The organism is Massilia forsythiae, assembly GCF_012849555.1.
GTDB classification, from domain to species: domain Bacteria; phylum Pseudomonadota; class Gammaproteobacteria; order Burkholderiales; family Burkholderiaceae_D; genus Telluria; species Telluria forsythiae.
On the sequence record NZ_CP051685.1, the window covers coordinates 4,000,868 to 4,021,525 of the forward strand.

The 20,658-nt window shown below is 66.4% G+C and carries 17 protein-coding genes; 13 read left to right on the forward strand and 4 right to left on the reverse strand.

Annotation, left to right across the window (positions count from 1 at the left end; translation table 11 throughout):
- Positions 1-6 precede the first annotated feature (6 nt).
- A complete protein-coding gene (locus HH212_RS17080) occupies positions 7-1,608 on the forward strand; it encodes an MBL fold metallo-hydrolase (protein WP_170203555.1) in 1,602 nt (533 codons plus the stop codon).
- Between the two features lie 34 nt (positions 1,609-1,642).
- The gene (locus tag HH212_RS17085) at positions 1,643-2,623 is read left to right on the forward strand and encodes a TauD/TfdA family dioxygenase (RefSeq protein ID WP_170203556.1); all 981 of its coding nucleotides are present in this window, start codon (positions 1,643-1,645) and stop codon (positions 2,621-2,623) included.
- A 74-nt stretch (positions 2,624-2,697) separates the two neighbouring features.
- Here the strand turns inward: HH212_RS17085 and HH212_RS17090 are convergent, their stop codons facing one another.
- On the reverse strand, positions 2,698-3,111 hold the full coding sequence (locus tag HH212_RS17090; protein ID WP_170203557.1) for a DUF4902 domain-containing protein: 414 nt from the start codon (positions 3,109-3,111) through the stop codon (positions 2,698-2,700).
- Between the two features lie 172 nt (positions 3,112-3,283).
- Between HH212_RS17090 and HH212_RS17095 the strand changes: the two genes are divergently transcribed.
- The 10 genes from HH212_RS17095 (at position 3,284) to HH212_RS17140 (ending at position 14,931) form a co-directional block, all read left to right on the forward strand.
- On the forward strand, positions 3,284-3,997 hold the full coding sequence (locus HH212_RS17095; protein ID WP_170203559.1) for an autoinducer binding domain-containing protein: 714 nt from the start codon (positions 3,284-3,286) through the stop codon (positions 3,995-3,997).
- A gap of 99 nt (positions 3,998-4,096) precedes the next feature.
- Positions 4,097-4,810 (forward strand): 4'-phosphopantetheinyl transferase family protein, encoded by a 714-nt coding sequence (locus HH212_RS17100; RefSeq protein WP_170203561.1) that lies wholly within the window; start codon positions 4,097-4,099, stop codon positions 4,808-4,810.
- Positions 4,811-4,933: 123 nt separating this feature from the next.
- Entirely contained in the window at positions 4,934-5,521 is a 588-nt protein-coding gene (locus HH212_RS17105; RefSeq protein ID WP_170203562.1) for an ankyrin repeat domain-containing protein, read from the forward strand.
- A gap of 88 nt (positions 5,522-5,609) precedes the next feature.
- The gene (locus HH212_RS17110) at positions 5,610-6,863 is read left to right on the forward strand and encodes an efflux RND transporter periplasmic adaptor subunit (protein WP_170203564.1); all 1,254 of its coding nucleotides are present in this window, start codon (positions 5,610-5,612) and stop codon (positions 6,861-6,863) included.
- A 59-nt stretch (positions 6,864-6,922) separates the two neighbouring features.
- Positions 6,923-7,684, forward strand: coding sequence for an ABC transporter ATP-binding protein (locus HH212_RS17115; RefSeq protein ID WP_229217319.1), 762 nt, complete (start codon positions 6,923-6,925; stop codon positions 7,682-7,684).
- Positions 7,681-10,116 carry an ABC transporter permease gene (locus HH212_RS17120; protein WP_170203566.1) on the forward strand — a complete coding sequence of 812 codons (2,436 nt, stop codon included), beginning with the start codon at positions 7,681-7,683 and terminating at the stop codon, positions 10,114-10,116. The genes HH212_RS17115 and HH212_RS17120 overlap by 4 nt, the downstream gene beginning before the upstream one ends.
- Positions 10,117-10,195: 79 nt before the next feature.
- Positions 10,196-10,960 carry a thioesterase II family protein gene (locus HH212_RS17125; protein WP_170203567.1) on the forward strand — a complete coding sequence of 255 codons (765 nt, stop codon included), beginning with the start codon at positions 10,196-10,198 and terminating at the stop codon, positions 10,958-10,960.
- Positions 10,961-11,195: 235 nt separating this feature from the next.
- The gene (locus tag HH212_RS17130) at positions 11,196-12,008 is read left to right on the forward strand and encodes a class I SAM-dependent methyltransferase (RefSeq protein WP_170203568.1); all 813 of its coding nucleotides are present in this window, start codon (positions 11,196-11,198) and stop codon (positions 12,006-12,008) included.
- 202 nt (positions 12,009-12,210) lie between these two features.
- Positions 12,211-13,470, forward strand: a complete 1,260-nt coding sequence (locus tag HH212_RS17135) for an efflux RND transporter periplasmic adaptor subunit (RefSeq protein WP_229217320.1) — start codon at positions 12,211-12,213, stop codon at positions 13,468-13,470.
- A gap of 9 nt (positions 13,471-13,479) precedes the next feature.
- Positions 13,480-14,931, forward strand: coding sequence for an efflux transporter outer membrane subunit (locus HH212_RS17140; RefSeq protein ID WP_170203569.1), 1,452 nt, complete (start codon positions 13,480-13,482; stop codon positions 14,929-14,931).
- A gap of 67 nt (positions 14,932-14,998) precedes the next feature.
- On the opposite strand, the gene HH212_RS17145 is transcribed toward HH212_RS17140, so the two are convergent.
- A complete protein-coding gene (locus HH212_RS17145; RefSeq protein ID WP_170203571.1) occupies positions 14,999-16,468 on the reverse strand; it encodes a sugar porter family MFS transporter in 1,470 nt (489 codons plus the stop codon).
- A gap of 302 nt (positions 16,469-16,770) precedes the next feature.
- Positions 16,771-17,838, reverse strand: a complete 1,068-nt coding sequence (locus tag HH212_RS17150) for a LacI family DNA-binding transcriptional regulator (RefSeq protein WP_170203572.1) — start codon at positions 17,836-17,838, stop codon at positions 16,771-16,773.
- Between the two features lie 137 nt (positions 17,839-17,975).
- Between HH212_RS17150 and HH212_RS17155 the strand changes: the two genes are divergently transcribed.
- Positions 17,976-19,406 carry a cryptochrome/photolyase family protein gene (locus HH212_RS17155; protein WP_170203573.1) on the forward strand — a complete coding sequence of 477 codons (1,431 nt, stop codon included), beginning with the start codon at positions 17,976-17,978 and terminating at the stop codon, positions 19,404-19,406.
- Here the strand turns inward: HH212_RS17155 and HH212_RS17160 are convergent.
- On the reverse strand, positions 19,373-20,656 hold the full coding sequence (locus HH212_RS17160; protein WP_170203575.1) for an adenylosuccinate synthetase: 1,284 nt from the start codon (positions 20,654-20,656) through the stop codon (positions 19,373-19,375). The genes HH212_RS17155 and HH212_RS17160 overlap by 34 nt on opposite strands.
- Positions 20,657-20,658 lie beyond the last annotated feature (2 nt).

A 20,658-nucleotide genomic window follows, 5' to 3' on the forward strand; every position in this document is an offset into this window, starting at 1 on the left:
CCCGTCATGACCCAAGAAAAACTGTACCTGCGCGAAGACGTCTACATCGACCCACTGGTCAACAAGTGGTATGCCTGGCCCAACCTGCTGGCACCCATCACCTATGCGATGTACATGACCAAGACCCACAAACGCCTGATGAATTCCTTCGTCAACAATTACGAGCTGCACATCATCGCCAACCAGGACGCCGGCATGGCCGGCGGCGGCGAGTTCGTCAATTGCACGCGCGAGCAGGTGGCCGACGTGCGCAAGCTGATCGACAAGTTTGAGAACGAGCATGGTATTTGCCGCGAACTGTGCGAGGCGGTCAAGCAACTCGATAGCTTGCTGCGCAGCCATACCAGCGGCGAGTCGATCGAACCGTTGTACGAACAGGTGCCCGAACTGCTGAAAGGGTATGTTGAGCTGCACATGGACTTGTACCATCAGCCCTCCTATCGCTTGATCGAAGGGCTGCTGTACCGGAGCCCGTACTATCAGGAGACCATCCAGTCGGTGTCCTTCGGGATCTTGTCTGACACCGAAGCGCGCCCCTTCGTGCTGAGCACGCCGCGCCTGCCGGCGCCGGACAACCTGCAGTTGCACGCCCCGTTCAACGCCCCGCTGTGGGACCGCATCTTCCGTGCCCGCACCGAGCCGGTCACGCGCGAGGAAGCCGAGGCGATGTTCACGAGCGTTCCCACCGAAGGCGGCCTGGACTGGCGCGAGCTGTTCACGGTCGAGGCGCCGACGCGCACCTACCAGGCCCCGGCCGAAGAGGTGCGCCTGGCTTACGTCGGCCATGCCGGCTTCCTGATCGAGACAGCCCGCTGCGCGGTGCTGATCGACCCCGTGATCGCCAACCGCAGTGCCGGCAATGCCGACCAGGTGATCAGCTATACAGAACTGCCCGAACACATCGACTACCTGTGCTTGACCCATAACCACTCCGACCACGTCAACATCGAGTCGCTGCTGCAGCTGCGCCACCGTGTGGGCCAGGTGCTGGTGCCGAAGAACAATGGCGGCAGCCTGGCCGACCCGTCGCTGAAGCTGATCCTGGGCCAGCTCGGCTTCCAGGTGCGCGAACTGGATGACATGGAAACGACGCCGTTGCCTGATGGGCGCATCCTCAGCATTCCTTTTCTGGGCGAGCACGGAGACCTCAACATCCGCAGCAAGACCGCCTGGCTGGTCGAACTGAAGGGCAAGAAAATCTACGCCGGCGCCGATTCGTCCAACCTGGAGCCGCGTATGTACCAGCACATCCAGAGACTGGTGGGCGACCTCGACGTGCTGGCGATCGGCATGGAATGCGTGGGCGCGCCCTATACCTGGCTGTACGGCGCCCTGACCACCGACACCGTCAGCCGCGCCGTGAAGGAATCCCGGCGCTTGAACGGCTCGGACTTCGACAAGGCCGCGCGCATGGTCTCCACCTTCCGTCCGCGCCAGGTGCTCGTGTACGCGCTCGGCATGGAGTCCTGGTACAGCTACTTCATGGGCGTCGACTACGGCGACGATTCGCAGCAGATCATCCAGTCCGGGCGCATGGTCGCCCATTGCGAAGACCTGGGCATCCCCGTCGAGCGCCTGTGCGGAAAACAAACCTTGTGCCTGGCTTGACGCCGGCCTGCAAACAATCCAACGGAGAACCAGAATGAATGCGATGAACGATATCAGCGTAGCGGCACTGGAAGAACTCGGCGGCATGCCCCTGATGCTGCGGCCCGGACTGGACGGGATGCGCCTGATCGAGTGGGCGCAGGCGCGGCGCGATGGCATCGAGGCATTGGTGGCCGCGCACGGTGCGCTGTTGCTGCGCGGCCTGCCGGTCCACAGCAGCAAGCAGTTCGGCGACCTCCTGACCATCCTGTTCGGCGACGCGCTGATCGAGTACAGTTACCGCTCGACCCCGCGTACCGAACTGCGCGGAAATATTTACACGGCCACCGAGTACCATGCCGACCAGTCCATTCCTCAGCACAACGAGAACGCCTATGCCCGCAGTTGGGCGATGCGTATCGGCTTCCTGTGCCTGCAGCCGGCGACCGTCGGGGGCGCTACTCCGATCGCGGATAGCCGCCGTGTCTACCAGCTGATTCCGGCGGCGGTGCGCGAGCGCTTCGAGCGCGACGGCGTGATGTATGTGCGTAACTATTCGGATCTGGACCTGGCGTGGTCAGAAGTATTCCAGACGAGCGACCGCGGCGAGGTCGAGCGTTTCTGCGACGCCAACGGTATCGGTTACGAATGGCTCGAGGACAACTGCTTGCGTACGGTCCAGGTCAATCCGGCCACGGCGTTGCACCCGGTCTCGAAGGTGCCGGTGTGGTTCAACCAGGCCCACCTGTTCCACGTGAGCAGCCTGGACGAGGCTGTGCGCCACAGTCTGGTGTCGGTGCTGGGAGAGAACCGTCTGCCGCGCAATACCTATTATGGTGACGGCAGCCCGATCGAGCCCGAAACGCTGGCGTTGATCCGCGACGCCTACGAGCAAACCAAGGTGCGCTTTACCTGGGAACGAGGTGATCTGTTGTTATTGGATAATATGCTGTACACCCATGGCCGCGACCCCTACATGGGTGAACGAAAGGTGCTGGTCGGCATGGCGCGCCCGCACTGCCACCGCGACGCGTGAACAAGGGCCTGGTGCTGCCGGCGGCGGCACCAGTACAGGGAAAAACCGACGTGGGGTGGCCCGAGCGAGACAGTTCAGTGCGGCTGATGCACCGGGGCGGTGCAGCCTAGCATGACGTGCAAAAGTGTATTGTCTTTCCAGTCTAAGGCGTCAACAAAACTTGCTAGAATAATCTCGGTTTTAAATTGACCAAGGTCAATTATGCTGCTATCTTGCAGCATCAAGTTGCTTCTAGGATTAGAAATTCTAGCAAGGTTAGGGACGCCTCCAAGCCGCCGGAGTTGCCAGTCCCAACCTACCGAAATGGCCGAGCCTTTGCTGTTCATGACGCTCACCCATTCAGTGTAGCCGGTAACGATGTCGTCGGTTGCGCTGTCGGGGTCGTCAAAGCCAGAGAACAGGTGAACGAGTTCAATACGGACGAGTTGTGCTTGGGTGAGACGGATATAACCGTCAACGGACGTGAGAAACATGGGTAGCGTGTTCATCTTGCAGTACGTCATAGCGCAGCGTTGCATGTAAGTAAGTGAGGCGCGCTAGATAGCATAGCGCAATCTTTGATGCTTAGTTGAATTTCGTCCAATTGAATGCGACTGTTGCTGCATCATGCACGGCCGATAACGCGGACGCCATCCATGCACCACATCGAGATGAAACGGTATGAATCTTTTTGATTGGCAGCAAACCGTTTTGCATGATCTGCTGGGCGCCCCCAATGAGGCGACCTTCTTCAAGGTACTGTCGCGCGCCGCCAGCGAGCTCGGATTCGACTACTGCGCCTATGGCATGCGAATGCCGCTGCCGCTGTCGAATCCCAAGGTGTTCATGCTTAACAATTACTCGACTGAATGGCAAGCCCGTTACGTCTCGCAGAACTATGTGGCAATCGACCCGACGGTGGCGCACGGCAGCCGGTCGATTCTCCCGCTGATGTGGTCTGAGGAAGTGTTCGACAACTGCCGTCCGTTCTGGGAAGAGGCGCGTGAGCATGGGCTGGAGGTGGGCTGGGCCCAGTCTTCGTATGACGCCAGGGGCATCGGGGGGCTGTTGACCCTGGCGCGTTCGGGCGAACCGATCTCCGAAAGCGAAATGGGCGCCAACTCGATGCGCATGTCATGGCTGGTGCAGGTGGCGCACGAAGGCATGAGACGGCTGCACACGAGTACTGTACCGGCCATGAAATCGCCGCTTACCACTCGCGAGGTCGAAGTCTTGCGCTGGACTGCCGACGGCAAAACCTCGAGCGAGGTCGGTCAGATCATGAATATTACCGAGCGCACTGTAAATTTTCATGTTAATAACTCGCTTGAAAAATTGGGCGCGGTGAACAAGACTGCCTGCGTCATCAAGGCTGCCATGTTGCGTCTTTTGTAATCGACAGTCATCTGTCAAGCTTTACAGTGCCGGGGAGTGCAGGGGACGGTATCTAATACGGCCTGACCGTGTTACCGCAAGCCTGCCTTTGCGTCCCCTATGTCCCTCTCCGTCTTCATGCAGGCATCGGCCCGGCCGCTGCCCGGCGCCACCGGCCTCGCCTACGTTACCGGGCGCTACTGCGCGCAGGCGTTCACGCCGGCACTGTTCGCCCGCGGCACCATCGACTTCCCGCCCTCGATCCGGGCCAGCGTACCAAGCCGCCAGGCCGAGTTCCTGGCGGGGCGCCTGTGCGCGCGCATGGCGCTGGCGCCATATGGCTTGCAGGACTGCGCGGTCGCAAGCGGCAGCCACCGCGAGCCGCTGTGGCCGTCCGGCATGACCGGCAGCATCACCCACAACGCCAGCCATGCCGCCGCCGTGGCCTGTCCGGTCGACCGGTTGGGCGGCATCGGGATCGACCTCGAAACCGTCGCAAACCCCGATGCGCTGGCTGCCGTGGCCGCATTGGCGGTCAGCCCGCACGAGCACGACTACTTGCTCGGGCTTGCCGGCGGCGGCTCCGCCGACCGGCTGCTGACGCTAGCCTTCTCGGCCAAGGAGAGTTTTTTCAAGGCTGCCTTTGGCCGTGTCGGCGCGTATTTCGACTTCGACGCGGCCGAGGTCCTGGCCATCGACCAGGCCGGGTGCACGATCGCGCTGCGCTGCACCGGGACACTGGGGCCGGGCCTGGAGGCCGGCTCGGTGCACCTGGCCCACTACGCGCTGCCCGACCAGGCGACCGTGTTCACCGCGCTGGCCCTGCCGGCCTGAACTGCGCCTGCGAACATTGACAGTTATACCGTCCGTTGCGATCGGGTCTAATACATCCATGCAAATTATCGGCACCCCTGCCTTTCCGCTTTGTGTCTGGACGCTCACCCTACGAGGAACATCATGAAAACCAATGTCGATCCACGCCTGTCACTGTGCCGTGTCGCGCTGTCCCTGGCGCTTGCCTGTGCACTGGCGCCTGCCGCCCACGCCTCCGCTTCGGGGGATGCGGCCATCCTGATGGAGGCAGTGAAAGCGGGTCGTCCGGAAGTGGTCGCCATGCTGGTCAAGAGCGGGATCGACGTTAACGCCACCCTGAACGGGGAGGGCAGCGCGTTGATCTCGGCCGCCAAGCTGGGCGACGCCACCATGGTGACCGAACTGCTGCGCCTGGGCGCCGACGTCAACCGGGGCGTCGCCGGCGACGGCACTCCGCTGATTGCCGCCGCTGCCAATGGCGACGTGGTGATCACGCGCCAGTTGCTGAAGGCCGGCGCCCGCGTCAACCAGGTCATGCCCGGTGACGAGACCGCGCTGATCAACGCCGCGCGCAGCGGCAAGCTGGAACTGGTCAAGGTGTTGGTGAATGCCGGCGCCGACGTCAACCTGGGCACCGATGCCGACAATGCTCAGCCGGAATGGCGTACGCCACTCAACCAGGCGGCTTCGGGCGACATTAAGAACTACTTGGCCAGCAAGGGCGCACGCTGATTGCGCGGCAACCGACGAGTCTTCGCGCCGCCGGGCGCCGGCTGTGCCAGCGCGGGAAGCGTTCCAATACTGCCTGTCGAGATAAATCATGGATGTGATCAAGAAAAAAGCAACGACGAGTCTCCTGCGCTCGAAGCGCGGGATGTTCGGGGTGGGAGCGGCGGTCCTGCTGCTGACGGGCTATCAGCTGAGCAGCTCAGCTGCCGATGAGAAATTGACACGTTCGAGCGCCCTGTTCGGCAAGGTGCGCTATGGCGAACTGAACGTGCAGGTCGATGGTTATGGCACCTTGCGCTCGGACAAGCAGAAGTTGCTGACGACCACGACCAGCGGTACCGTCGAGGAAATTCTGCTCAAGCCCGGCGCCGTGGTGAAGGCCGACAGCATCATCCTGCGCCTGAGCAATCCGGAACTGGAAAAGCAGCTGCTCGACGAGCAGCAGAAGCTGGTGCAGGAACAGGTCAGCCTGCGTCAGACAAAGCTCAACCAGACCCTCGAGCTGCTGGCCGAAAATGCCAAGCTGGAAGAAATCCAGACCAACTATCTTTCCGCCAAGACCACCCGCGAAGAGCAGGAGGAATGGGCCAAGATGGGAGTGGTTTCCAAACTGTCGTTTCGCGCTACCGAACTGCGTGCAACTGTGCTTGGACAAAACATCGAGGCGGAAAAAAGCCGTCTCGAGCAGCTCAAGCTGGTGCATTCGGAAGTGTTGCGCATCCAGAACGAGCGTATTGCCACCCAGGCCAACCGCTACGAGATCGTCAAGGCCCAGCACGCGATGCTGAACGTGCGTGCCGGCATGGAGGGCGTGCTGCAGGGGCTGTCCGTGGAACTCGGTCAGAGCTTCGGTCCTGGCCAGAAGCTTGCGCTGATCGGCAGCAATGAAGACTTGATCGCCATGGTCAAGGTGCCGCAGGCCGCAGCCGAACAGGTCAAACCCGGCCAGGCAGCGCTGATCGACACCCGCCAGGAAAAAGTTCCAGGAAAAGTGTTACGCGTGAATCCCGCCGTGGAAAACGGCACCGTCATGGTCGAAGTGGCCTTTGCCGAAGCACCGCCGCCGAGCGCGCGCCTCGAGCTGAATGTCGACGCCACCATCTTCACCAACAAGCTGAATAACGTCATGTATGTCGAACGCCCGGTGAATGCGCGTGCGAACGCCACCACGCCGGTATTCCGGGTCAGCGCCGACGGCGGCGGCGCCGACCGCGCCGAGATCCGCTTCGGCACCGAGGCCGGGCGCTATATCCAGGTCGTCGCTGGCGTCAAGCCCAACGACACGGTGATCGTATCGGACATGTCCAAATACCTGAAGCAGACGCATGTCGCACTCGCCGACTGAGTCCCTGCCCAACCGTATGTAGCAAACCCACCGATCAAACAGCACAAGATATGGAGAGCATGATGCAGGACATCAAAATTCAGCTGAAAGATATCACCAAGATGTTTGCCACCGACGAGATGGAGACCCACGCACTGCGCGGTATCGACCTGTCGATCCGGGCCGGCGACTACGTGTCCATTGCCGGACCTTCCGGCTGCGGCAAGTCGACCCTGTTGGCTATCCTGGGCTTGCTGGACACGCCCACGTCGGGCCAGTATCTCATCGAAGGAAAGGACGTGGCCGGCATGTCGCTGGCCCAGAGCGCGTCCATCCGCAACGAGAAGATCGGCTTCGTGTTCCAGGCCTTCAACCTGATCGACGAATTGTCGGTGTACGACAACATTGCCTTGCCGCTGCGTTACCGCAACAAGACACTGAGCCAATCGGAGATCGATGCGCGCGTCGCGAAGTGGCTGGACAAGGTGGAAATGGGGCACCGCGCGCGCCACCGCCCCAGCCAGCTGTCGGGCGGCCAGCAACAGCGGGTGGCGATCGCGCGTGCCTTGGTCGGCGAACCGGCGATCCTGCTGGTCGACGAACCGACCGGTAACCTGGATTCGACCAACGGCGATATCGTCATGGAGATGCTGGCCCAGCTCAACCGCGAAGGCACTACCCTGTGCATGGTTACCCACGACCAGCGCTATGCCGACATGGCCACCACCAAGCTGCACCTGATGGACGGCAAGATGGTGCGCACGCAAGCCGAGCCGGAAATCGCCTACAGCCAAGTTTCCCAGCTGGGTGCCTATGACCGGGTTGAGCAGGTGGCGGCATGAGCGCATTCCTACATGAGGTCAAGCTGGCGCTGGCCAGCTTGCGGCGTACGCCCGGCTTCTTGCTGACGGTCGCGGTGACGCTCGGCATCACGCTGGGCGCCCTGGTCTGCATCGCCGGCGTCAACCGCCTGCTGTTCCTCGAGCCCTTGCCTTATCCGCAGCAGGAGCGTCTATATGTGGCCCAGGGCGTGGTGCTGGACAAGGGCGAAGTGGCCTACAAGGGCCTGCATACCTACCCGGCGCTCACCCAGCTGTATAACCAGCCGGGCGTGTTCGAGCGCGCCGCGCTGATCGACTTCCAGAAGAAGTTCCTGACCAGTGACCCGACCCAACCGCGCCTGAACGTTACCTACGCCAGCGCCGGCTTGTTCGACTTGACCGGCGCCCGCGTCGGACTCGGGCGCGCCTTCCAGCAAGGCGAAGAGGTCGGCAAGGCCAATCCGGTCGCGCTGATCAGCCACCAGGCCTGGCGCGCCAATTTCGGCGGCGATCCTGATATCGTCGGTAAAAAGGTGGCGCTGGATGGTGCCAGCTTCACCGTGGTCGGCGTGCTGGCCGACGATTACGTCGAACCGCAACTGCATTCGCTCGAGCATTCCACCGACATCTTCATTCCTTGGGAATCGAACCCGCGCGACCAGCACGCCCGACAGGACTGGGAGAATTTCGACAGCAACATCCTCATCGTCGGCCGCTTGAAGGACGGCGTGTCGGTGGCCCAGGCCAACGCTGCGCTGGCCGGCCCGCTGAACGAACGCTTCCGCGCCCAGACCGCCGGCATCGCCGCCTTCAGTACAGTGACGGTCGACATCGGCCTGCAGTCGTTCGCCCGCGTCATCAACGGTGACAGTAACACGGTCGCGCTGATGCTGCTGGCCGGCGTGTGTGCGTTGCTGCTGATCGCGAGCGCCAATGTGTCGAACCTGTTCCTGGCCCGCACCGCCCAGAAACAGCGCCAGCTATCGATTCAGGCGTCGCTGGGCGCCCACCGTGGCCACCTGTTCCGCAGCATGTTCGCCGAAGCCTGCCTGGTGATGACGGCTGCGTCCGGCGTAGCGCTGGTCGTCGCCATCGCCGGCTTCGCGCTGCTGCGCCGTTTCGCCCATGGCAAGATCCCGCGGGTACAGGAACTGGCGCTCGACCCGCTGGCAGTGCTATTCGTGCTGCTGGTCGGTGCGTTGCTGGCGCTGGTCTTCGCCGCACTTAGCATCCGCATGGTCAACTACCGCGCCCTGGCCGCCTTCCTGCAAAGCGGCGGCAAGGGTTCCGGCATGCAGATTTCCCAGACCACTCGCAAGGTGCTGATCGCCAGCCAGATCGCGATCGCCGCCGCCTTGCTGGTCGGTAACTTTACGCTGCTGAAGGAATCCGGCGAGGTCCTGGCGCAGCCGGCCGGGTTCGCCACGCAAGGCCTCTACGAAATCGACCTGTCGGCCGGCGAACAGAAGCTGTCCCCCGAGCAGACGAGGCAGCAGATGATGGTGATCGACGCCAAACTATCGGCCTGGCCGGGCGTGAGTGGCGTCAGCTTCGTCGGCGATGGCCCGACCTCGACGGCCGTGTGGGCCAGTACCCTGCACCGCGAACTGGGCGGGAGCGACAAGTTCAACCCGAATACCAACCAGGTGGACGAGCGCTACTTCAAGCTGATCGGCTTGCCCATGGTGGACGGACGCGACTTCAGTGCCGCCGAGTCGAATGACAGGGCCCAGGTCATCATCGTCAACGAGACCCTGGCGCGCGCCATCAACCCGTCCGGCAGCGCCGTCGGCGTCAACCTGTTCTGGAACAAGAAGACCGAACCCTATCGTGTGGTCGGCGTGGTCAAGGACGTGTTCCTGCCTACGGTCGAACCGGTCGGGCGCCTCTACATCCCGGGTCCGACCAACATGAACATGGTCGTGCGTATGAAACCGGGCCAGGACATGGACAAGGCCGCGCTGGTGGCGGCGATCGCCGAGGTCAACCCGACCCTGCGCGTCGTCAAGCTGACTTCGATCAAGGAAGCCTACGGTAAGTTGCTGACGCGCGACGTCACCACGGCCAGCATCACGTTGCTCCTGGCCGTGCTAGCACTGTTCCTGGCGGGCCTGGGCGTGTACGGGGTGCTGGCCTACAGCATCAAGCTGCGCCGCCACGAGCTGGGCATCCGCATGGCCATCGGCGCGGCGCCGCGCACCATCCTCGCCTTGGTGTACCGGGACAGCATCATACCGGTGGCGGCAGGCCTGGCCGTCAGCGGCCTGGCCGGCATGCTGATCTACTCCTATGTCCGCCAGCATGTCGCGCAATATCCCCAGGTCGGGGCCACCCCCATCCTGGTAACGGTGGTGCTGGTACTGTGCACGGTGTCGGTGGCCTGCTATCTCCCGGTACGCAGAATCATCGGCCAGTGGCCGGTGCAGTCACTGCGTGGCGACACCGCCCTGTGATCTACTTGCCACCCTCGTGCTGCGGCGTGCTGACCCTTACGGGTCGCCGCCGTAGCATTTCATTCGATGGGACAGCGTCATGAACACCCTCCCTTGGATCCTGCGTCACCCCATGCGCACGCCGCGCCTGCGCCTGTTTTGCTTTTGCTACGCCGGCGGCAACGCGATCGCCTACCTGCCTTGGCAGGCCGGGCTCGGGCTCGATATCGAAGTGTGCGCGGTCCAGTTGCCCGGGCGCGGCGCACGCACCGGCGAAGCGCCGTTCAGCTGCATGGAATCCCTGATGCGCGCGCTGATGCCCGTCGTCGGGGCACTGGACGAGCTGCCGTTCGCCTTTTTCGGCCACAGCCTGGGGGCGATGGTAGCGTTCGAACTCGCGCGGCGCTTGCAAGGCCTGGGCCTGGCGCAACCGGAACACCTGATCGTGTCCGGGTGCGCCGCGCCGCGCCATCGCAAGCCGCCGCGCCAACTGCACCTGCTGCCGGCAGACGCATTGATTGAAACCTTGCGCGAGTACAATGGTACGCCGCACGAGATCCTGGCCCATCGTGAACTGATGGATCTGCTCCTGCCGACCATCCGCGCCGATTTCGCGCTGGTGGAGACCTACCGCTACCAGGAGGCACCCTTGCTGGCGCTACCGCTGACGGTGCTGGCGGGGCGGTCTGACGACGCCACTGGACCGGCGTCGCGCACGCAGTGGCAGCGCGAGACCCTGGGCCCGTGCCGCATCGAATGGTTCGAGGGCGACCACTTCTTCATCAACGACGCACGTGAGGCCGTGCTGGCCGTCATACGTGCCGCGCTGTTGCACGAGGCGCAAGCACAGGTTCCATCGCATTGACACACCCAGACCGCCGGGGCCGCTGGGGGTAATGCATGCGCATCGGCGCGGCGTGGGTTCAGCGGGTGACATCCGTCCCCGCCTCCGGATAATCAACATGCGGGTCCCGGTCGGGCCCCGCTTTGTTTTCTCGCGTCGGCTTTCGAATGATTGACTTGACGACAAGCAGAGCGTGGTCGATGATTGCCCCGGTTGCGCGGCATGACGCCGCCATCACCGATCTGGAGACGACACAATGAAACGATGTATCCTTGCCGCTGCCGTGCTGGCGGGCGGCCTGACCGGCCTGACCGGTCCGGTGCAGGCTGCCGACGATGCCCAACTGCGCGCGGCGATTGCGGGCAGCCACCGAAGCGCTGCCAACGCGGCGCGCGACAACTGGCGCCATCCCTATGAAACCCTGACGTTCTTCGGCATCAAGCCGGACATGACCGTGGTGGAGCTGTCGCCGGGCGGCGGCTGGTACACCGAGATCCTGGCGCCCTACCTGCGCGACAACGGCAAGCTGATCGCCGCGGGAGCGGCCTTCAACCCGGCCAAGCGCTCCACCGTGGCCTTCAAGCAGAAACTCGACGCCAATCCGGCGGCCTTCGGCAAGGTGGTGCAGGGCGTGTTCGAGCCGCCGTCGACCTACAATTTCGCAGCGCCCGGCAGCGCCGACATGGTGCTCACCTTCCGCAACCTGCACAACTGGATCGACGCCGGCGGCGACGAAGAGCTCAAGGGCGTATTCAAGGCGGCCTACACCAGCCTCAAGCGCGGCGGCGTGCTGGGCATCGAGGAACACCGCTTGCCCGAAGCGATGCCGCAGGATGCGAAGACGTCGAGCGGCTATGTGCACGAGTCCTACGTGATCAAGCTGGCGGAAAGCGCCGGCTTCAAGCTGGCGGCGAAATCCGACATCAACGCCAACCCGAAGGACAAGGCCGACCACAAGGGCGGCGTGTGGGCGCTGCCGCCGACCCTGGCCAACCGCGACCAGGACCGCGAAAAATACCAGGCGATCGGCGAGAGCGACCGCATGACGCTCAGGTTCGTCAAGCCGTAAATCCGCACTGCGCCGCCTGCGGCAGACGCAACGCCGCAGCGAGCAGGCCTCGGCCGGTGTCGGCAGCACATCCGGAAGGTCGCCTTCCGGCGTTCGGGACCCGGCAGCCATCAGCGATGCCGCTGCGCGCAGCGCTGGTTTCTCGCCGCCCGGGATCCCCCGCGAAATATGTGTATACTCGGCATATTTCCGATCCGATCCCATGCCTGCCGATCGACAATACAGAACTTCCACGCTGGCCAGCCGTCTACAGCGCATGCGTCTGCGCGGCGTGGCGGCAGCCCTGCTGGCGCTCTCCGCCGCGCTGGGCGCCAACCACGCCTCGGTGCAGGCAGCCACGCCGTCGCCAGCAGCAGCCGCAACCCCTGCCGCGCTGCCCAAGCTCGACACCGTCACCGCCCACCAGGGCGACATCCAGGACACCGTCGACGCCGCCGGCAAGCTGCAGCTGCACAAATGGGCCGACACCTACGCCGACATCGGCGGCCAGGTCAAGGAGGTGCTGGTCGCCATCGGCGACACGGTCGAGGCCGACCAGCCCTTGCTGAAGATCGCGCCGGCCCTGCAGGCGACCAAGGCCGAAAGCAACCGCGCCCAGATGGCCCGCCTGCAGGCGGACCTCGCCGACCAGCACGCGCAGCTCGAATTCGCCCAGCTGCAGTTCAAGCGCCAGACCCAGCTGAAGGCGCAGAATGCGACCCGCGAGGAAGCCTTCGAATCGGCGCGCATGGGCGCCTCGTCCGCCAGTGCGCGCGTGGATGCGATCACCGCGCAGATCAACGAACTCGAGGCGACCCTCAGGATCGACGAGGAGGCGCGCCAGAAAACGCTGGTCAAGGCGCCGATCGCCGGCACCGTGGTGGCGCTGGCGGCGCGTCCGGGCCAACTGGTCAGTGCCGCGCAGCCTGCCGTGGCGCTGCTGCGGATTGCCGACCTGTCCGACATGACGGTGGCCGCGCGCGTCGCGGAAGACGACGTGACGCGCCTGCGCCCCGGCATGGCGGCGCGTTTCACCACGCCCGGTTATCCCGGAAAACACTGGACAGGCAAGCTGCGCCAGGTGGTGCCGATTCCGGCCGACGGCACCGGCGAGCAGGGCAAGCAAGCCTTTTATATCGTGCTGTTCGAAGTGAAGAACCGGGATCACGCGCTCATGAGCGGCATGAGCGTGCAGGTGCAGTTCGTGGTCGCGCAGGCGCGCGACGCGCTGCTGTTGCCGGCGCAGGGCCTCGGCGCGCCGGACAAGGATGGCCTGTACGACGTCAACGTGCTCGACGACGGCCGCCACGTCAGCGCCCGCAAGGTCAAGCTCGGCGTGCGCAACGCGCAGCAGGCGCAGGTACTTTCCGGCTTGAGCGCGGGCGACAGGGTGCTGGTCGGCCCGGTGCCCGCCGCGCTGGCGGCGCCGGCACCGGCCGTGTCGGATGCCGGCACCAGGTCGCCCGCGCCGGCGGGCTCCTGAGGCATGCCGATGACGCGACACGTCTTCACACCGCGGCGCCTGGGCAAACCGGCGGCATCGTTTCTCCTCTCTGCGCTGGCATGCGCCGTGCTGGCCGGATGCGCCAGCCGCGCCCCCACCGCGGCGGCGCCGCCCAAGGTCGACCTGCCGGCCGGCTGGACGGCCGCGGGAACGTCGAGCCCCCAGGAGTGGCCCGACAAGGATTGGTGGCAGCGCTTCGGCAGCCCCGAACTGACGCGGCTGGTCGACGAGGGCCAGGCCGGCAACCTGGAACTCGCGGGTGCGCTCGCACGCGTGAAACAGGCGGAGGCCGGGGCGCGCATCGCCGGCGTGGCGCTGCTGCCCGCCGTGAACTTCTACGGCGGCGCCAACCGCGCCGTGCCGATCCGCAGCGGCAGCACCAGCACGTCCGCCGACGGCACGCTGCAGGTCTCCTACGAAGTCGATTTCTGGGGCAAGAACCGGGCGAGCGCGGCGTCCGCGCAGGCGTCGCTCGAGGCCAACCGCTTCGACCGCCAGACCGTCGCGTTGACGGTCACCAGCGGCATCGTCTCGACCTACCTGCAGGTGTTGTCGCTGCACGACCGGCTGGCCGTGGCGCGCGAGCACGTCGCGAATGCCGAGCATGTGCTGACCCTGGTGGAGGCGCAGAAGAGCGCGGGCGCGGCCTCGTCGCTGGACTTGGCGCGCCAGCGTTCCGCCGTGGCGCGCCAACGCGCCGATCTACCCGACCTGGCGCAGCAGGAGCGCGAGGCGCAGGCGGCGCTGGCCATCCTGCTCGGCAAGACGCCGCAGACGTTTTCCGTCGGCCCGCTGGGGCTGGATACGATCGTCTTGCCGCAGGTGGCGCCGGGCTTGCCGTCCGAGCTGCTGGTGCGCCGGCCCGACATCCGCCGCGCCGAGGCCAGCCTGGCCGCCGCCGATGCCGACGTCGCCGTCGCGCGCGCCAACCTGTTCCCCAGCATCAGCCTCACCGGGGCGCTGGGCGCGCAGAGCAGCGCCCTGATGTCGCTGCTGAATGCGCCGAACGTGCTGGCCAATGTCGGCGCCTCGCTGGTGGCGCCGATCTTCGATGGCGGGCGCCTGAAGCGCGAGCGCGAGCGCGCCATCGCCCGCAAGCAGGAACTGATCGATGCGTATCGCGCCACCGTGCTGTCCGCGTTGGCGGAGGTGGACACGGCGCTCGGCCAGATCCGCAGCCTGGACGACCAGCAGCGCCTCAAGATGGCCGAACTGGAGCAGGCGCGCCAGGCCTACGACCTGTCAGAAATCCGTTACAAATCAGGCGCCGAGGACTTGATGACGGTGCTCGACACGCAGCGCGCGCTGTCGGACGTGCAGAACGACATGGGCATGCTGAAGCTGAAGCGCCTGCAGGCGACGGTGTCGCTGTACAAGGCGCTCGGCGGCGGCTGGGACGGCGATCCCGGCCACCCCGACGCGCTTCCCGCAAAAACCTGAGCGCTGCGGCGCCGCTGGCCTGCACGCGTCCGGGGAAGCGGCGGCGGCGCGGCGCTTTGCGCAGCGTTCAGGCGCCGCGCGCCAGCGCGCGCCGCTCCGGGCCGGCATGCACGGCGCTGCCGCCCAGCGTCCTTTCCAGGTAGCTTTCCAGCTGTTCCAGCGACTTGCCCCTGGTCTCGGGCACGCAGGCGGCGACGAAGGCCAGCGACGCCACGTTCACCGCGGCGAACACGAAGAAGGTCGCACTGCCGAACTGCGCCAGCGCCAGCGGGAACAGCAGCGCCACCACGCCGTTGAACAGCCACTGGCAGGCCACCGCGGTGCCGGTCAGTACGCCGCGCAGGCGCAGCGGGAACAGTTCCGACATCAGCAGCCAGTACACCGGCGCGATCAGCATCTGCATGAACAGCAGGAAGAACAGGATGCAGGCCAGCGCCACGTAACTCTTAAGCACTCCGTCCGGCATCCACAGCAGCGTGGCGCCCAGCAGCGCCTGGCTGAGGATGACGCAGCAAAGGCCGGCCAGCAGCATCGGACGGCGTCCGTGCCGGCCGATCAGCCAGATGCCGATGAAGGTGGCCAGCAGCGCCACCACGCCGTTGCCGATGGTCGCGGTGAGGGCGGCGCCGGTGCCCAAGCCGGTCGACTGCAGGATGATCGGCGTGAAGTACATGAAGGCGTTGACGCCGGTGAACTGGGCCATGAAACCGAGGCCGATGCCGATCCACAGCAGCTTGCGGATCCAGGGCGTGGCGAACACCGCCGCCCAGCCGGCCTGGTGGTGTTCGGCGGCGTTCAGCCGGGTCATCTCGGCCATCTCGGCCTCCACTTGCCGTTCGCTGGAGCGGATCTTGCGCAGCACGGCGCGCGCTTCGGGCAGGCGCTTGCGGCTGGCCAGCCAGCGCGGCGAGGCCGGCACGAACAGCATGCCGATGCCCAGCAGGACGGCGGGCAGCGCGGCGATCGCCAGCATGGTGCGCCACACGTGTGGCGACGTCGAATAGTGCGCCAGCAGGGCGTTCAGCACGTAGGCCGCCAGCTGGCCGCCGACGATCATCAGTTCGTTCTGGCTGACCAGCCGTGCGCGCCGGCTTGGGCCGGCCATTTCGGCGATGAACACCGGCACCGTGGCCGAGGCGCCGCCGACGGCCAGGCCGAGCACGAAGCGCATCACCGCCATGACCGTCACCGACGGCGCCAGCGCGGTGCCGAGCACGCCCAGCAGGAATACCAGCGACAGGCCGATCAGGGTGACGCGGCGTCCGAAGCGGTCGGCCAGCGTGCCGGCCGCCAGCGAGCCGAAGGCGGCGCCGAACACCAGCGCCGAGGTGACGATGCCTTCGGTGAGCGGGGTCAGGCCGAGGCCGTGGTGCGCCACGGGTGCGCTCATGAAGGGCAGGGCGCCCGAGATGACGCCGGTATCGTAGCCGAAGGCCAGCGCACCCATGGTGGCGACGATGGCGACCCTGGCGACGAAACGCTGTTCCCGGGTGGCGGGCGCCGTCGTCGCGGCGCCCGGAGCTGAGGGTGAAGACATGAACGATATCCTCCTAAAAATAAAACAGGCAATGCAAGGCCGCGCCGGCCGGATGGCTGCTGTCATGGCGTGGCTTGCAGCGCCGTACGCGGCGTCGGCGACGCCGGCGCGTACGATCGGGAAAACGGCCGGCGCCGGTTGGGGCGGCGCCGTGCCTGGGCGGCCAGAATGGCCGTCGGTCGGGATGCCGGCGCTGCGTCGCGATGGGACGGGCCGGCAGGCGCCTGGTTGGTGTTGCGGCGCACAACGGGATCATACCCGCGCACGCTTGCGTTGGCATCCTGATATTTGACGATAAATCGTCAAGGGTCCAGGTAGGGCTCCATGCGCATGTTCGGCAGCGTGAACAGCTCGAAGGCGTGCAGGCCGGGGCGCGGCGCGCTGTCGATCAGGCCGCAGCGGAACAGCACGTGCTGCAGCGCCGAGCGTACCTGGCCGTCCGGGTTCTGGTCGATCACCATGTCGAGCGAGCGCTCGGCCAGGTACTGGCGGTGGCGGTCGAGCATCTCGTGCCCGATCCAGGCGACCTTGCCCGCCATGCCGGCGCCGCGCAGCGCCGGCTCGATGCCGGTCGAGCCGTAGGCGGTGTCGTAGACGCCCACCAGCGGCGCGCGCTGGCCCGGCATCTCGCCCTTCAGCGCGCTGCTCACGTAGCGGTAGCACAGGTCGGGATCCTCGCGCGTTTCCGGCGACACCAGCACCTGCATGGTGGGAAAAAATTCGCGCAGCGCGTCGGCGCAGCCGCGCATGCGGTCTTCGTGCGCGGGCACCGTGCGCAGGCCGGGCAGGACCAGCACGCTGCCCCGGCGCCGCGCCAGGCGTCCCAGCCAGTAGCCGGCGGTGCGCCCGGCGCGCACGTTGTCGATGCCGGCGAAGTGGTGCGGCGGCAGCTCCGGCAAGTCGTTGACCATGGTCGACAAGGCTTCGCCGCGCCCGATCGCCGCGGCCAGCGCCGCCAGGATGCGCGGCGTGCGCGGCGCCAGCGCGACCAGGCCGGCGCGCGCGTAGGGCGGGGCCAGGATGGCGCGCTCGAACGCGTCCTCGTCCTCCAGCCCGATCATCTGCTGGTGCACCACGATGTGGCCCGGCAGCAGGGCCACGGCCTGGCGCACCGCCTGCTCCAGCCGCTGCACGAAGGGCGTGCCGTGGTCGCTGACCAGGATGTCGATGTGCACCAGGCCGTGGCGCGTCTCGGGCAGCACGCGCGGGATCGCCAGCGTGCGCGCGGCCTCGATGACGCGCCGGCGCGCGTCGTCGGATACGCTGCCGCGCTCGTTGAGGACGCGGTCCACGGTGGACACGCTGACGTTCGCTTCGAGCGCGATCTCGGTGAAGCGCGCGCTGCGCTTGCGGCGGAGGGGAGGGGACATGCTGCAGTCATTTGACGGGGTGACGGAACCCGCCATGGTAACGCGGCCGCGCGCATTCCTGCTGGCCGCAGCGGTGCGCCGGCCCGGCGCATGCTTGCCTAGAATGCCATGACCTCAACTCCGCGGGATGCGCCGGCATGACCGAACGACGATCGATTTTCTGGATGCGCCGCGACCTGCGCGCGCACGACAACGTGGCCCTGCACGCGGCGCTGTCCGCGTCCGACCGGGTCGTCTGCGTATTCGTGTACGACCGCACCATCCTCGACGCGCTGCCGCGCCACGACCGGCGCGTCGCCTTCATCCATGCCAGCGTGGCCGAAGCCGGCGCCGACATTGCCAAACTGGGCGGCAAGCTGCTGGCGCTGGAAGGCGATCCGGCCGAGCTCATTCCGGCACTGGCGCGCCGCCACGACGCCGGCCGGGTATTCGCCAACGACGACTACGAGCCGTCGGCACGGCGGCGCGACGCGGCGATCGCCGAAGCCCTGGCGCGCGACGGGCGCGAACTGGTGCTGTCGAAGGACCAGGTGCTGCTGCACAAGGAGGAAGTGCTGAGCAAGGCGGGCACGCCCTATACCCGCTTCACGCCGTACTACAACGCCTGGCTGCAGCGGCTCGGCCAGGACCGCAACATATTGAGCGACTACGACCCGGCGCCCCTGAAGGCGCGTTTCGACGCGTCGGTGCAGGGCCCGTCGAACATTTCACTGGACAAGCTCGGCTTCGACGAGATCGACCTGGAAGCCCTGAGCCTGTATCCCGGCGCCAGCGGCGCGCGCCGCGTGTTCGACGAGTTCACCGGCAAGGTCGACGACTACATGGCCCGGCGCAATACGCTGGCGGTGGCCGGCACCTCGGGCCTGGACATCCACCTGCGCTTCGGCACCATGTCGATCCGCGCGATCTTCCGCGAACTCGGCAAGCGCAAGGACACCCACAACGCCAGCGTGGGCGGCTGGATCCGCGAAGTGTGCTGGCGCGAGTACTTTTCGCAGCTGCTGTACCACGTGCCGCGCGTCGCCGACGGACCCTACCTGGAAAAATACGCGCAGCTGGATTGGGTCAAGGGCAAGCTGGGCGAGCAGCGCCTGGCAGCGTGGAAGAACGCCGCCACCGGCTACCCGATCGTCGACGCGGCGATGACGCAGCTGAACACCACCGGCGCCATGCACAACCGCGCGCGCCTGGTTGCGGGTTCCTTCCTGGTCAAGACGCTGGGCGTCGACTGGCGCGAGGGCGAAGCCTATTTCGCCTTGCAGCTGAACGACTACGACCAGGCCTCGAACAACGGCAACTGGCAGTGGGTGGCTTCGACCGGCGCGGACGCCCAGCCGCCGTACCGCATCTTCAATCCGGCGTCGCAGTCGCAGACCTACGATCCGGACGCCGCCTACATCAAGCACTGGCTGCCGGCGCTGGCGCCGATCGAGGCGCGCCACCTGCACGAGCCGTGGAAGCGCAAAGCGCCGATCCCGGACTACCCGGCGCCGATCGTCGACCTGGCAAGCTCGGTCGAGGAGTGCAAGCGGCGTTACGGCGCCGTCGCGCGGGCGCCGGCTGCCTGAGCGGTGGCCGGGGAGGGCGTCGCGCTGTTCCATCCGCCGCGCTGCGCCTTCACCGTCGTGCGGCCCGGCCCCCACGCCGTGTACACCGCGCCGGCATCGAGCCGGCCGGCCAGGTGCGCGGCCAGCGCCTCCGGCGCCGCGCTCTTCGACGCGCCATCCTCGACGTACGACACCGCCTGGCCGACTTGGTCCAGGCAGCTGACCGCCAGGCCCAGGCGCGCGCTCATCCCGGGCCGGGCCGCGGCGTCGGCGAAGTCGGTCTGCACGGCCCGCACCAGCAGGTCCAGGTCCAGGGGCGCGAAGCGCAGCGTGCCCTGGTAGGCGTTCGGCAGGTTGGTGTCGTCGCGGATGCCGGCATACGGTTTACCTGGCAGTTCGTGCGCCAGCGGCCCGGCGCCGTGCCGCGTCAGGTAGGCGCGCGTGACGTAGGTGACGTCCAGCGCGCCGATCCCGGCTTCCGTGGCCACCTCGAGCGCATTGCGGATGCCGGTGTGCGAGCGCGTCACGTAGGGAAAGGCGCCGCGTTCCTGGTCCAGCAGCAGGCCCTGCGCGCCCTCGAACACCACCCCCTCCTGTTCCGCCAGCATGGCCGGGTGCGCCGTGTGCGTCATGCGGCGGAACCGCATGGCCGCGTGCACGTAGCCCTGCAGCGCGGCGTCGCTGGCCAGCCACGCCGCGGCTTCGCCGTCCGGTGCCGGAATGCCGAGCGCTGCCAGCCGGCGCGGCACGTAGCCGTCGCGGATCGCCGCCAGCCGGCGCAGCAGCCAGCCGGCGCCGTGGCGCAGGTCGGCCACGCTCAGGGCGAACTCCGGATCGAGGCTGCGCTCGACGGTCTCGCCGAAGCCCATGCCGCAACTGCCGTGGCGGGCATTGCCGCGCCGCCGTTCGGCCAGCTGGTTGAGCAGGATGTCGTACAGGGTCGACAGCGGCGCGCGCTCGTCGACGAACACCGGCGGCGGCGCCAGGCCCAGCGCCGCCAGCGCCTCGGCCTCCTTCAGGAACAGGCTCGGGTGGCAGACGAAACGGCGCGCCAGGAAGGTGGCGGCGCCGGCCAGGGTACCGCTGCCGAAGTGCGAGAACACGTGGCGCAGGCCGCCGGGCGCGGTGACGGTGTGGCCGGCCTGGGCGCCGCCGTTGAAGCGCACCACGATCCCGTCCGTGCCGGACCGGGCGGCGAAGTAGTCGGTCATCAGGCCCTTGCCCTCGTCGCCGTAGCCGGCGCCGATGACGGCCGTGGCGGTGCCTGCCATGG

Coding starts and splice junctions, on each gene's coding strand:
- HH212_RS17080 (WP_170203555.1), top strand. CDS start 7: ATGACCCAAGAAAAACTGTACCTGCGCGAAGACGTCTACATCGACCCA.
- HH212_RS17085 (WP_170203556.1), top strand. CDS start 1,643: ATGAATGCGATGAACGATATCAGCGTAGCGGCACTGGAAGAACTCGGC.
- HH212_RS17090 (WP_170203557.1), bottom strand. CDS start 3,111: ATGAACACGCTACCCATGTTTCTCACGTCCGTTGACGGTTATATCCGT.
- HH212_RS17095 (WP_170203559.1), top strand. CDS start 3,284: ATGAATCTTTTTGATTGGCAGCAAACCGTTTTGCATGATCTGCTGGGC.
- HH212_RS17100 (WP_170203561.1), top strand. CDS start 4,097: ATGTCCCTCTCCGTCTTCATGCAGGCATCGGCCCGGCCGCTGCCCGGC.
- HH212_RS17105 (WP_170203562.1), top strand. CDS start 4,934: ATGAAAACCAATGTCGATCCACGCCTGTCACTGTGCCGTGTCGCGCTG.
- HH212_RS17110 (WP_170203564.1), top strand. CDS start 5,610: ATGGATGTGATCAAGAAAAAAGCAACGACGAGTCTCCTGCGCTCGAAG.
- HH212_RS17115 (WP_229217319.1), top strand. CDS start 6,923: ATGATGCAGGACATCAAAATTCAGCTGAAAGATATCACCAAGATGTTT.
- HH212_RS17120 (WP_170203566.1), top strand. CDS start 7,681: ATGAGCGCATTCCTACATGAGGTCAAGCTGGCGCTGGCCAGCTTGCGG.
- HH212_RS17125 (WP_170203567.1), top strand. CDS start 10,196: ATGAACACCCTCCCTTGGATCCTGCGTCACCCCATGCGCACGCCGCGC.
- HH212_RS17130 (WP_170203568.1), top strand. CDS start 11,196: ATGAAACGATGTATCCTTGCCGCTGCCGTGCTGGCGGGCGGCCTGACC.
- HH212_RS17135 (WP_229217320.1), top strand. CDS start 12,211: ATGCCTGCCGATCGACAATACAGAACTTCCACGCTGGCCAGCCGTCTA.
- HH212_RS17140 (WP_170203569.1), top strand. CDS start 13,480: ATGACGCGACACGTCTTCACACCGCGGCGCCTGGGCAAACCGGCGGCA.
- HH212_RS17145 (WP_170203571.1), bottom strand. CDS start 16,468: ATGTCTTCACCCTCAGCTCCGGGCGCCGCGACGACGGCGCCCGCCACC.
- HH212_RS17150 (WP_170203572.1), bottom strand. CDS start 17,838: ATGTCCCCTCCCCTCCGCCGCAAGCGCAGCGCGCGCTTCACCGAGATC.
- HH212_RS17155 (WP_170203573.1), top strand. CDS start 17,976: ATGACCGAACGACGATCGATTTTCTGGATGCGCCGCGACCTGCGCGCG.
- HH212_RS17160 (WP_170203575.1), bottom strand. CDS start 20,656: ATGGCAGGCACCGCCACGGCCGTCATCGGCGCCGGCTACGGCGACGAG.